The following is a 14681-nucleotide window of genomic DNA, read 5'->3' as shown; positions in this document are numbered from 1 at the left end:
GTTTAATGAAATCCGAGTAAGTCGGTTATATTTTTAAAAGCTTCCTCGGTCAGCTCGCGATCATCAAAGTCGCTGACGGTCTTTTCTGTTTCAGTTTTGCCGAGGCAATGGTTCATCAGCTTTCTGAGATAGTACTGACAATCTTGGGAAAGCCGCTCAATGGTTTTTTTTTGAAAACGCCCTGTTTCATATGTCATGTTAACGGTCAGTTTGCCTTCGGCTACGAGTGCGCTGATATCCAGCGACTGTTCACGCTTCCAAGTGCCGGTGATATCTTCGCCGCCCCCCAAAGGAGAAAATGTAAATGCATCAAGCTGTTCTGTTTCGGTTTGCGCACGGTTTCCGATTTCAAATTGTCCTAAATAGTTAAAGGTGATATCAGGTGCTTTGCCGAATTTGATCTTTGCTTTTTCAGGCGGTGTCATATATTTGAGAACACCGTATCCAAATCCTTTATCAGGTATCCGCCTTAACGTGTCTTTTGTTATTTTTAATGCGCGGATCATATATTCTTCATGATGGTCATCCCATGTATTGGGTTCAAGTTGAAGCAATACTGGATATATGGAAGTAAACCACCCTACAGTTCGGCTGATATCGTGATGTGCCGCCTCAGATTGACGGCCATGCCCTTCAAGCGCGATTTTTAGCGCCTTTTGCGGCACCCATTGCCATATAGCGAGTACCGCTGACGCCAATAGCAGGTCTTGGGTATCCGTATTGTAAGCATTGTGCACATCTTTTAGAATCGCGTCTGTTTCTTGTTGAGCTAAAGTAAATGATACGGTGTTACGTTTTTTCAAAGCGGTTTTGTCGATATGTGTCTGATCTTTTGGCAGTGCAACTGTTTCATGTTGTTCGATGGCGCGCCAATAGTCTGCTTGCTGTAATAACCGCCGGCTTTCTGCATACTTGGCTAATTGCTCGGTATATGTCTGGAATGATGCGGTTTTTGGCGGGAGTGCTATGTCATCTCCGCGAATCGCCTGCTCATAGACGGATGCCAAGTCTTCCAGGATAATCCGCCATGATATGCCGTCGACGGCCAAGTGATGGATAGCAAGAAACAAGTCATCTCCTTCGCTTGAGCGGAAAAGCCCGACTTGCACCAGCGGCCCGTTTTCCAAGTCCATTGCTTTTTGCAGCTCACGAACTTGGTGTTTGATAATGTGTTCATGATCTTTTGGTTCGCCGGCCAGATTGAAGATTCGCAAGTTGTAAAGCTGGTCCTCTCCGATGTTCGCTGGACGATTGTACAGGCGCAAGTTCCCTTGTTCATCTTTGGCGCATATGAGCCTGAGTGCATCGTGATGGACGGTTATCGCTTTTAGCGTTTTCCTCAATGCATCTTCATCTAACGGATTTGACCGATGCAGCATAACCGACTGATTAAAATGGTGGGCTTCTTTTATATCTTGAGACAGGAACCATTTTTGCACCGGTGACCATGTCATCTCGCCTTCTACAGATGCTTGGCTGATCGGTTGTTGTGATAAACGGACATATGGCGCCAATTCTTGGATTGTCGGATGGCTGAAGATATCTTTTACGGCCAATTGCTTTCCTGATTGATGCAATCTCGCGGAGACTTGCAATGCCTTAATGGAATCTCCGCCAAGCTCAAAAAATGATTCAACAATTCCGATCTTGTCCACACCGAGCACCCCGCGCCAGATGGCAGCCAATTCTTTTTCAATATCAGTGGCCGGAGCCGTAAATGTTTGCCTAGTCTCTCCCTTGTGCGGGATCTTTGCCAGTGCGGGCTTATTCAGCTTCCCGTTTGGCATGGTAGGCAATGCATCAAGCGTTTGGAAAAACGCCGGTACCATGTAAGACGGCACTTTTTTGGCCAAAGCTTTGCGCACCATGCCGCAATCTGCGCCGTCTTCAACAACGATATAAGCGCACAGTTCCTTATGACCTGCTGCGGTAACAGAATCCACCACTGCCGCTTCTTTTACTACGGCAAGGCCGGAGAGTGCCGCTTCCACTTCTTTTATCTCGATTCGGTAGCCTCTGATTTTGACTTGTTCATCAATCCTGCCGACATACTGCAGTGTGCCGTCCGGCAGCCATTTCGCCAAATCCCCCGTCCGATACATGCGCTGATCTGGATGGAACGGATCTTGAACGAAAGCTTTTGCCGTTTGCTCAGGGAGATTGATATATCCTCTTGCAAGCCCCGGTCCTGTAATGCAAAGTTCTCCGGTGACACCGATAGGCTGCAAGTGATCTCCTTTTAAAATATAAACATTTGTATAGCCGATCGGCCGGCCGATCGTGATGTTTTCTTCTCGTTTCAATCTTCTGGCCGCAGTGGCCGTGATGCTGCTCTCTGTCGGCCCGTATTCATTGGAAATCTCTATGTCAGGGCTGAGCGAGAAACTGCGCTCCAGCAAATTCGGTTCAATCGCTTCGCCTCCTAATGTGACAAGTCGCAGTGTTTGTACATCTTCCGGCTGCAATACGTCAAGCAGTGTCCGGTATAGAATCGGAACGAGATTCATATGCGTAATGCCGTAATCGGCTAGATATTGTTTAATAGCGAGAATGTCTTTCGCTTCTTCCTCAGCCGGGATAACGGTCTGCACTCCTGATATAAGCGGCGCAAACATACTTGTGACAAATGCGTCAAAAGAAAATGAGGAAAGCTGAAGCGCGATATCATGATCATGAAATTCATAAAAAGCACTGCGCCACTGAACTGTATAAGCGACTCCTCTGTGTTCCACCATGACGCCTTTTGGATTGCCCGTCGTACCTGATGTATAAATGATATAAGCCAAATGATCAGGCCCGGAAGCAGTTAGAATAGGTGAGGTGTCCTGTTCCTGTACATCTTCAATCAGAAGCACTTCGCCTTTAAAACCATCAGGTACTTGATGAATTGCTTTTTTATCGGTGATCAGCAGCTTAGCTCCGCTGTCGGCTAATACATATTGTTTGCGCTCGTCCGGATATCCAAGATCAATTGGGACATAGGCGCCCCCTGCTTTCCAGGTTCCGAGAACGGCTGCGATCAAGCCTGGTGATTTAGGAATCATAATACCTACAGTGAGATCCGGACCAATCCCTTGATTTTGCAATGTTCTCGCTATTTTGTTGGACCATTCGTCTAATTCTTGATAAGTGAGCACCCCTTCCCGAGTGATGAGTGCAGTTGCACTCGGCGATTTTGCCGCCTGACGGGCGAATAATTCGTGAACGGTTATGTTAGGGCCGTGTTGTTCCGGCATCCTGTTAAAGTTTGTCATCAGCAGCTGTTGTTCTTTAGCTGTCAGCATGCTGATGGCAGGCAACGCTGTCTGCGGTGCGTGGACAATGTGCTGAAGCATTGTCGTGAAATGTGATGCCCAGCGTTCGATCGTATCTTGTTTAAATAAAGATGATGCATATTCAAACCGAAAGTGTATGCGTTCATCCCCTTCTGAAACTTGCAGCGTCAGATCAAACTTCGCCCCAGTTTGAGGCATATCGGCAGGCTGAATATGCAGTCCATCCAGGAAAAGCTCTTGGCGATCCATATTTTGTACGACAAGCATAGCGTCAAACAACGGATTGCGGCTCATATCACGGACGACATCAAGCCGGTCGACAAGCTCCTCAAACGGATAATTCTGATGTTCAAATGCCTCAAGTGCCGTTTCGCGGACCTCTCTTAAGAAATTGCTGAAACATTTGTTTTCGGCCGGCTGTGTTCTGATCGCCAATGTGTTGACAAACATGCCGATGACAGGTTCTAAGTCTTTGTGCGGCCTTCCGGCGATCGGCGAACCGATGATGATATCCTCCTGTCCGCTGAGCCGGGCAAGAAGCGTGCTGTACGCGGCGAGAAGAACCATATACAGGGTGCATCCGTTGTCGCGGGCGATCTTGTAAAGGCCGAATGAAGTGTCCGCATCAAGTGAAAAGGACACATGATCTCCGGCAAAGCTTCGCACCGCCGGGCGGGCGTTGTCGGCTGGAAGCTCCAGCACCGGCAGCTCTCCGTCGAGCTGCTTCAGCCAATAAGCTTCCTGTCTGTTGTACGCCTCTCCTTGTTTGAATGCCTGTTGCCAGACAGCGTAGTCTTTATATTGAATCCGCAGCGGGTGAAGCGTCCGGTTGGCGTACAGTTCGCTGAATTCGCGGATTAAGGTGCCGACAGACACCCCGTCGGAAATGATGTGATGCATGTCCACCAACAACAGGTGGCTCTCCTCCGCCTCCTTCACTAGAGTGGCGCGGAAAAGCGGCGCTTCTTGAAGCCGGAACGGACGGACAAAGTCTTCAGCCGCGGCCAATTCCATCAGCTGAAACGGGACATCATCATGAATGCGTTGAACAGGCTCGCCGTCTGCCCCGGTTTCAAACGACGTCCTGAGCGATTCGTGGCGGCGGATCAGCTGCCTGAATACTTCATCAAGCCGGGCGCGGTCGAGCGGTCCTGTCAGCTTAAGCGCCGCCGGCATATTGTAGCCGACACCGCCGTCTTCCAGCTGCTGAAGCACATACATCCGCTTTTGCGCCGAGGACACCGGATAGGTGTCCTGTTTGTCCGCCGGTTCAATCGCCGCATGCGGGCTTTCATCCAATTCCTGAATCACGACTGCGAGCTCTTCCAGTGTCGGCTTGGCGAAAATCTCCTTCAGCGGCACCTGCACGCCAAACGCTTTGGCGATGCGGGAGACGAGCGCTGTCGCTTTCAGCGAGTGGCCGCCTTGTTCGAAAAAGTGGTCGCGAATGCCGGCAGGGCCGTATTTCAGCACCTCTTCCCAAAGCTTGGCGAGCTTCATTTCCGTGATGGTTTGCGGCGCGGTGTAAGCGCGTCGTTCAGGCGCTCTGTCGGGAGCGGGCAGCGCCTTGCGGTCAAGCTTTCCGCTCGGAGTGACAGGCCACTCTTTCATCTCGATGAAGGATGAAGGCATCATGTAGGCCGGCAGGCGTTTGCCCAGCTCTGTCCTTACAGTTTGTTGATCCTGACCTTCAATATAGGCGCAAAGCTCGGTTTCCTCCCCTTCTGTCCGGGCGATAACCGCCGCTTCCCGCACGCCGTCGATCTGGCGAAGCGCCGCTTCGACTTCCCCCGGTTCGATCCGGTAGCCGCGGATTTTCACTTGACCGTCCATGCGGCCCAGCCATTCAACGGTGCCGTCCGGGAGCCATCTCGCCAGATCGCCCGTTTGATACATGCGTTCCCCTGAATAAAAGGGGTCATCGAGAAACCGTTCTTCTGTCAGCTCCGGACGGTTCAAGTAGCCCCTTGCGACGCCCGCGCCTGCGATATACAGTTCCCCTCGACAGCCGAACGGCAGAAGCTGCCGTTTTTTATTTAAAATATAGAGTCTCATATTGTGTCCTGATCGGCCGATCGGGACATGGTCAAGTGTTTTCCTTTTAGGGACATCAAAGTATGCCGCTTCTACCGTCGCTTCCGTCGGTCCGTAGGAATTTGTCAATTCCACCCTCGGCAGAAGCTCATGAAAACGGGAGACGAGGTGCGCCCCCAGCTGCTCGCCGCCTGCAAAGACTCTTTTTAAATGTCTGATGTCGGCCGGTTTTTTTCTATGATTCATATATTCCAAGAATGAGTGAAGCATAGAAGGGACAAAATGGGCGGCTGTAACTTCCTTTTCCTCCAGCGCTTTTAAGATGATTTCAGGATCTTTTTCCCCTCCTTGAGGAAGCAGATAAACAGAAGCCCCGGCGAATGGCCACCAGAACAGCTCCCATATTGAAGCATCAAACGAGTAAGACGTTTTATGCAGAATGATGTCCGAGTCGTTAAGTGAGTAGCGGGTTTGCAGTGAGTATAAAAAATTGACCACGGACCTGTGTTCCACCATGACGCCTTTTGGGCGTCCCGTTGAGCCGGATGTATAGATGATATAGGCCAAGGCATCGGGCGGTACCGGGAGATTCGGATTGACTGCCGCTTCTCCGTGATTCCCGCGCCCGCCATCTAGCGGCAAAATGGTTCCTTCAAACATCGATGGATTAGATTCTGCAAGCAAGGTCTTTGCGCCGCTGTCCTTCATTAAAAAACGGATTCGTTCTTCAGGATAGTCAGGGTCGATCGGCACGTAAGCAGCTCCCGCTTTTAAAATGCCATAAATTCCAATCAGCATATCTGGTGAACGTCTCCCCATCACGGCAATCACATCTTCCTGTTGAATACCGAGGCCAATTAGCTTCCATGCAATTTGATTGGCCCGTTCATTCAGTTCTCTGTAGGAGATAGAGACGCCATCCGCCAAAACGGCCGGACGATCAGGCGTCTTTTCTGCCTGCTGCTCGAGCTGATGATGAAGCGGCTGATCCAGTGGGAAATCCATTTTTTGCATCGGGCTGAGGTTTTGCAGAAGTGCGCTTTCTTCCTTTTTCGAAAGGATTGACAAATGGTCCAGTTCCAGCTCCGGATGCTGTGCAGCGTTTTTAGCCAACGTTTTAAAAAAATCGGCCCATTTTTGAATCGTTTTCCGTTCAAACAAATCTGTACTGTATTCAAACTGACAATATATTTGTCCGCCGCTTTCGGCCATGTACAGTGACAGGTCGAATTTAGAAATCGGGTGGCTGATATCTTTCTGCCGAAGCTCAAGCCCCTCCATCGACAATTGTTGCCGCTCCATATTTTGCAGTGCAAACGTTGTATCAAAGAGCGGATTTCGGCTCATCTCCCGCTGAACGCCGAGGCGGTCAACCAGCTCCTCTAACGGATAGTCCTGGTGTTCATAGGCTTCTAGCGCTGTTTCTCGAATGTCCTGTAAATATTGTTTGAAAGATATTCCGCTCACCGGACGTGTTCGAAAAGCCAATGTGTTCACAAACATTCCGAGCACGGATTCCAGGTCAGCATGCGGTCTGCCCGCGATCGGCGAACCGACAATGATCTCTTCCTGCCCGCTTAGCCGTGATAATAAAACGGTGTATATGCCAAGAAGCGTCATATACAGTGTGCATCTGTTTTCTCCTGCGAGCTGTTGTAAACGTGATGTAAGCTCCTGACTGATCTCGAACGTAACCCTGTCACCTGCAAAGCTTTTTGCCGGGGGCCGCGGTTTGTCCGTCGGCAATTCGAGCACTGGCAGCTCACCGGCCAGTTGTTTGAGCCAATACGATTCTTGCCGTTTGTATATGTCGCTTGTTTTGAATGTTTCTTGCCATGCTGCATAGTCTTTGTATTGAATGCGCAACGGAGCCAGTTCAAGTCCTTTATACAGCTCGCTGAATTCCTGCATGAGCAATTGGATGGAGACACCGTCTGAAATAATATGGTGCATGTCCACTAAAAGCAGATATCGTCCTTTTTCAATGGTCGCTAAGCCCGCCCTGAAAAGCGGAGCCTTTCCAAGATCAAACGGCCGGATAAATGATTCAGATGAAGATTCGTTTGAAAAAGCAAACGGCACCTTTTCATGAATCCGCTGCACCGGCTCGCCGTCGTCTCCTGCTTCGAATGATGTCCTAAGGGGTTCATGCCGGCGGATCAGTTCGCGAAATACAGCTTCCACTCTCTGTTGATCGAGCTCGCCTGTCAGCTCCAAAACGGCCGGAATGTTGTAGCTGACTCCTCCGCCATCAAGCTGGTGCAGAACATACATCCGTTTTTGTGCGGAAGAAACCAGATATGTCTCCTTCTTCTCTATTTGCTGAATCGAAGCAAACGGGTTTTCTTCCGCTTCACTGATGACTGCTGCCAACCCTTCTACGGTCGGATGGGCAAAGACATCACTTAACGGAATCTGAACGTTCCATTCTTTGGCGATGCGAGAGATGAGCGATGTTGCTTTTAAAGAATGGCCGCCCAGTTCAAAAAAGTTGTCGCGGATGCCGACCGGCCCCCTTTTCAGTAGACCTTCCCAAAGCTGTGAAAGCCTGAGCTCGTTCAAATTGCGAGGTGCGGCGTATGACTGATGCGATGCGGATGATGTCGGTTCTGGGAGGGCGCTTTTATCGACTTTTCCATTTGCTGTAAGCGGAATCGCTGGCACAGCAGTCCATTTTACTGGCATCATGTAGTCAGGGATGGCGTCGGCCAAATCATGACGCAATGCAGAAGGGTCGATCGGTTTCCGTGTGCTGTAGTATGCGCACAATTCATGTTCCCCTTCACTGTCTTTTTGAACCAGGACAACCGCTTCCTTAACAGCAGGATGATTTGCCAATGTCACCTCTATTTCCTTAGGTTCGACCCGGTAGCCCCTGATTTTCACTTGATCATCCGTCCGGCCGATATAGTCCATTTGTCCGTCTGCACGAAGCCTTGCTATATCTCCTGTTCGATACATGACGGCTCCCGCTCTGAATGGATCGGGCAAAAATTTCTGTTTTGTCAAGATTGGATTATTGACATATCCTCTCCCGACGCTCGCGCCTGATATATAAAGCTCTCCTGCTACACCGCAGGGCTGAAGTCGTTTGTATTTGTCAAGGATATACATGGCGTTATGGCTGATCGGTTTTCCGATCGGCGGAGAACCCGGGATGTCGTCCTCAGGATGAATGGTGCATGTCGAGACGACATGGGTTTCCGCCGGGCCGTAATGATTATGCAAGTGTATGCCGTGCCGCTTGAGCAATGCCTTAAAAATATGCGAGACCGTCAATTGCTCCCCCGCAGTGATGACATGCTTCACACAGTTTGGATAGTGGTTCGCATAGTGTTCCTCATTAAAAAGCATCTTCACAAAAGCCGTCGGGAAAAAGACGACTTCTGTTCGCTGTGTATTGATCAACAAAAACAACTGAGCTGGGTCGCGCTTGATTGATTCAGGCGCGATGCAAAGCGTGCCGCCGCTAAGCAAAGTTGTAAACAATTCTTGATAGCAGACGTCAAACGCACAAGATGCATACTGGAGCACATTTGTTTTGAAATCAATACGTGAGTTTTCAAATTGGTCATGAAGCAAATTGGCCATATTTCGATGTTCAAATAAAACTCCCTTCGGCTTCCCCGTTGTTCCAGATGTATACATGATGTAAAGCAAATCTTCCGCAGTGTTTACCGTCTCGACATTGCTTCCGTCGCTTTCCGCATCTGCTTCTTCTATGAATGTCACAGATCGTTTTGTTGCGGCTGACTTTGCTAAAGCCGCCACATGATGCTGTGATACTATGTGCTGACAGCCGCTGTTTTCTATGCAATAGCGAATGCGTTCGGCAGGATGGCTCAGGTCAATCGGAACAAATGCCGCGCCCGCTTTTAAAATGCCGAGTACTCCCGCCGCTAATGCGGGAGAACGTTCGACCATGATCGCGACCGGCTCCTGGCGTTTGACATCCCGTTTTCGGAGAAGGCGTGCAAGTTTGTTGGCCATTTCATTCAGCTCTTTATAAGTGATCGACTGCCCTTCATAGTGAATTGCTTTTTCATCAGGGAATTGTGCCGCCTGACGTTCGAACATCGACTGGATCGTTTCATATTCACGCTGTTTAGTCTCTATTTTCAACGTGCTGAGCAGGTCTTTTTGTTCCTGATGTGTTGTGATCGTCAATTCCTCCGGGGTCAAATTCGGATTTTCCAGCACTTGTGCGATGATATGCTGCAAATGGCCTTTAACGCTTTCGATGAAAGAACGTTCATGAATGCCGGAATCAAATCTCATTTTGAGATGAATGTTTTCACCTGGTGCCACCATGAGATAAAAGCTGTAGTTGGTCTCGTCTTCCATGTTGAAATCATGAATGCGAAACAGATCCTCTGCATCTTGTCCACTGTTCAGCAGTGCGATTTCTTTTTCAACAGGATAATTTTCAAAAACAAGAATATGGTCGATTAAGCCTTGTTTGACGGTGGATTCCGCCTGTATCTCATAGAGCGGGTGGTAGCTGTACGGCTGCCCATTGAGCGCATCTTTTTGCACTTGTTTAATCAGTTTCACAAAAGGCACTTTTGTACCGGTAACACGCACCGGTACCGTGTTAATGAAAAGGCCGATCATCCGCTCTATCCCTGCAATTTCAGCCGGCCTGCCGGAAATAACCGAACCGAAAACCGCATCATCCGTCTGGTTATAAGCTTGCAGCAACATTCCCCAAAGCGTGTGAAAAATGGTGCTCAATGTGACTTCTTCCTTTGCGGCCAGCTCTTTCAGCTTATCCGTAACTGTTTTAGAAAGGGAAAAGGTGACTTCTTCTTGTCTGCTTTTGGCGCCCGCTTTTTTTTGCTGCGGCAGCCGGCTCTGTTGGTCATATCCTTCAAGATAACCCTCCCAGTACCGGGCGGCGGCTTCTTTGTCCTGCTCCATCAGCCATTGAATATAAGTTCTGTAAGGCACAGCAGGCTCAAGCTTTAATGGTGTTTGGTGCAAATGGGAAGCGTATATATGGAAAAACTCCTTCAGGACAATCCCGAGGCACCAGCCGTCCATAATGATGTGATGGAAGCTCCATATGCATGTAAATTCGCGTTCCCCTGTTTTAAAAAGAATGACGCGCATCAATCCATCTTTTTGCAAATGAAATCCTTTGGCTCTGTCTGTTTTTTTGACGTCATCGATCAATCTAAGCTGGCCGGATCGATCCAAATGAGTCAGATCTTTTTCTTCAACGGTGATCGTCCGTTCTTTTAAGACGACCTGCTGCGGAACGGATACATTTTGACTGATAAAAATCGTTCTGAAAATATCGTGCCGGGCGCACAGAGCAGTGATGCTTTTCTGAAAAATGTCTGTGTCAACCTTTCCTGTCATTGAAAATGAGGCTTGTTCGACGTATGCCTGTGTGTCCTTGTTAAGAAGGGTGTGAAATAGCATGCCTTCCTGCATATAAGAAAGCGGATAAATATCCTGAATCTCATGTTTTTTTGTCATATTTTTTCCCTGCCTCCTGTTCCTACAGTTCCTCGACAAAGCTCGCAATATTGTCCAAATCTTCCGCTGTTAACGATTGGCTGCTAAAATCGCTGACCGTTTTCTCTGTTTCTTGTTTATGTGCGCAATGTTTGATGATTTGGTGCAAATTATGTTTCACCATGTGCAGCAGCTGTTTCATTGTTGTTTTATGGAACCGGCTTGGCGGATAGCTCAAATTGAAATGCAGCTGATTTTGCCTTACCATGGCGCTCATTTCCAGCGTTTGCTCACGCTGCCATGTAGGTGTAATGTCTTTCCCGCTTGCAAGCCCCGAAAAGCTGAACTTTTGTTGGCGTTCTGTATCATTGAATTGCCCTAAATAATTAAAACCGATTTCAGGCGCTTTGCTGAACTGGATTGTTTTGTTTTCAGAGGATGTTAAATATTTCAAAATTCCGTATCCCATTCCTTTGTCCGGTATTCTGCCGAGTGTATCTTTGACTGTTTTCACTGCCAGCCCCAACTCGCCTTCGACTGCATGTAAATCAATCAACACAGGATATATTGTGGTAAACCAGCCGACTGTCCGGCTGATATCCAATTCAGGAAGGGTGTGATCTCTCCCATGTCCTTCCATCGCGATCCGCAGTTTCCTCTCTCCCATCCAATCACACAGGGCTAATGATGCTGCCGTCAGCAGAATATCCTGGGTGTCTGTGTTGTAGGCGTTGTTAACCTTGTGGATTAAAACGTGTGTGTCTTCTTCGGAAAGGGTAAAGCTTTCCGTTTTCCGAATGTTGTCCGCAGCGCTATGCGGTTTTTCACAAGAAAGTAAAGCGGCTTTTTCTTTTTCAACAGTGCGCCAATACGATTGTTCGCGAATGACCTTGCTGCTCTCTGCGTATTCGGCAAGCCGGTTTGCGAAATATTGGTATGAGTCCGTTTTCCGCGGAAGCTGAACCGGTTGTCCTGTGGCCGCCTGACTGTATGCTGCCGATAAATCCTCAAGCAAAATCCGCCATGAGACCCCGTCGACGACCAAATGATGAATGGTGAGAAATAAATAAGTTCCCGACATTGTGTTGAACAAGCCTGCTTTTAGCAGTGGGCCTGTTTGCAAATGGATACTGCGCTGCAAATCAGCGACTTCGTCTTCAATCAGCTTCTCCCATTGTGCCGTTTTAGAAAGGTCTCTTATGTTCAGGCTGTAAAGTTCTCCATGAATTCCCCTGTTAAATTGCTGCAGCTGGCCGCCGTCATCGATGATTGTCATGCGGAGGGCATCATGATGGATGACAAGATGCTGTAAAGCTGTTCGAAGCGGCTGTTCCTGAAATCCTTCTGAGCTATGAAGCATGACAGATTGGTTGAAATGCTGCCTCTTTTCGATATGCTGTGCGAGGAACCAGCGCTGAACGGGCGTCCAAGGTACTTCTCCTTCAATCGGCCGCTGATCTATATTTCTCTCAGTCTTGCGGATGAGAGGCGCGGCTTCTTTAATAGTTGGATGGCGGAATAAGTCGCCTGCCGTGATTTTCAAGTCAAACCGTCCAAGGCGCGCAGATACTTGGAGGGCTTTAATCGAATCGCCTCCCAGTTCAAAAAACGAATCCTCAATCCCGACTTTTTCAACGCCGAGCACCTCTTGCCAGATCACGGCAAGCCGTTCCTCCAGCTGGTTGCGCGGAGGGGCGTATGCTGTGTTGATTGCTGTGGTCTCCGGCTCAGGCAGCGCTCTTCTGTCGAGCTTTCCGTTTTGTGTCAGAGGCAAGGCGGCAAGCTCAACCAAATGCGCCGGGATCATAAACCCGGGCAATTGCTGAGAAAGAAGGGATCTGACTTTCTCGATATTCATTTCCGCTTGCAGACTCATATAGGCAAGGAGTTCTTTATGTCCTGAGGGACCGGTTCGCACGATGACGGCGGCTTCTTTGACACCGTCAATCTGCCGCAATGCTGCTTCAATTTCTCCCAGCTCAATCCTGTAGCCGCGAATTTTTACTTGATCATCCATCCGGCCGATATATTCAATCGACCCATCCTTCAGCCAGCGGGCCAAATCACCGGTCCGGTACATTCGTTCACCAGGTGTGAAGGGATTTGGCACAAATTTTTCTTTCGTCAGTTCAGGTCTCCCGAAGTAGCCTCTGGCTAGCCCGTCTCCGCCAACGCATAATTCTCCGATGACACCCATGGGCTGCAATCTCCCGCGGCTGTTGACAATATAAGCGGTTGAATTAGCGATTGGGCGGCCGATCGGAATAGAATGCTTATACTCGTGTTCAATCCGGAAGCACGTTGAGAATGTTGTGTTTTCCGTTGGGCCGTAGCCATTCCATAGCGCGAGATTCGGCGCCGCGTTGCGAACGCGATTGACATGGTTTGGCGACAGGGCTTCTCCGCCGAGAATCAATCTGGACAGGTCGGAAAATGTTCGTTCATTTTGTTCTGATAATTGATTAAATAAGGATGATGTCAGCCATAAAGTCGTGATGCCGTTCTGCTGTATGAATGTCTTGAGCCGATCGGAATCTAAATAAGTTTCCTTGTCACTGATGTATAAACAAGCGCCGTTTAATAGCGGTCCAAATACTTCATATGTCATCGCGTCAAATCCCAATGACGCTGTCAATAAAATCCTGTCTTCAGGTGAAAATGCCATATCGCTGTTTTTTACGAGACGGACGACGCCGCGCTGTTCAACCATTACGCCTTTTGGCGTGCCGGTTGATCCGGATGTATACATGATATAAGCGAGAGAATCAGGACCGCCCTGCTGTTCGGGATTGTTTGCTGAAATGCCGGCCTCAAGCTGGATGTCTTCTATGAATAACCGTTTTCCTGCCATATGAGATTCTAATCGATCTGATTGGAGGAGCATCACAGCATTGCTGTCAGACAACATCCATTCCAGCCGTTCTGTCGGCATGTCTTCAGTGACGGGAAGATAGGCTCCGCCGGCTTTTAAAATACCTAGAATTCCGACCGCAAGTTCAGGGGTGCGACTTGTTAATAGTGCGACAACACTTTCTGAACCGACGCCATTTGCTCGAAGCGCAGCGGCTATTCTGTTGGCGCGTTCGTTTAGTTCACGGTAAGTCAAGGTTTGCCTGTCATATATAACGGCCGGGGCGTGAGGTGTTTTGGCTGCTTGATATTCAAATAAACGGCTGATCGTTTCGTGTTTCGGGTAGTCTTGTTTTGTCTGATTAAATGTGTGAATGAATGAGCTTGTCTCATGTTCATCTAATACATGGATATCTCCGAGATGAATGTTCTGATGTTCGATCACATGATGGAGAATATGAATATAGTAGGAAAGCCATTTCTTGATCGTTTGTTTTTGATAGATGTCTGTATTGAATTCAACAACAAAACGGATTGTCTCTTGATCTTCTTCAGCTGCATAAAGAGTCATATCAAACTTAGAGACTTTATGGGCGTCATGAGCTATAGTCGTCAAATGCAAGTCATGCAGAGTCAGTGATTCCCGCTCCATATTTTGCAGAGCGAACATAACGTCAAACAGCGGATTGCGGCTCATATCACGGACGACATCGAGCCGGTCGACAAGCTCCTCAAACGGATAATCCTGATGTTCGAACGCTTCAAGCGCCGTTTCGCGGACCTCCCTTAAAAAATCGCTGAAACATTTGTTTTCTGCCGGATGCGTTCTGATCGCCAATGTGTTGACAAACATGCCGATGACAGGTTCTAAGTCTTTGTGCGGCCTTCCGGCGATCGGCGAACCGATGATGATATCCTCCTGTCCGCTGAGACGGGCAAGAAGCGTGCTGTACGCGGCGAGAAGAACCATATACAGGGTGCAGCCGTTGTCGCGGGCGATCTTGTAAAGGCCGGCTGTTGTTTTCGCATCAAGCGTGCGGGACACTGTATCACCCGCAA

At 48.8% G+C, this 14681-nt stretch carries 2 protein-coding genes; both read right to left on the bottom strand.

What is annotated here, in order from left to right:
- Positions 1–2 precede the first annotated feature (2 nt).
- A complete protein-coding gene (locus KI350_RS12235) occupies positions 3–10793 on the bottom strand; it encodes a non-ribosomal peptide synthetase (protein ID WP_145685768.1) in 10791 nt (3596 codons plus the stop codon).
- A 22-nt stretch (positions 10794–10815) separates the two neighbouring features.
- On the bottom strand, positions 10816–14681 hold a 3866-nt coding region (locus KI350_RS12230; protein WP_212930488.1), incomplete at its 5' end, for a non-ribosomal peptide synthetase.

It is taken from the genome of Bacillus sp. J41TS8, from assembly GCF_018333035.1.
Lineage (GTDB): Bacteria > Bacillota > Bacilli > Bacillales > Bacillaceae > Bacillus > Bacillus paralicheniformis.
This window is presented reverse-complemented; position numbering and strand designations above follow the sequence as displayed.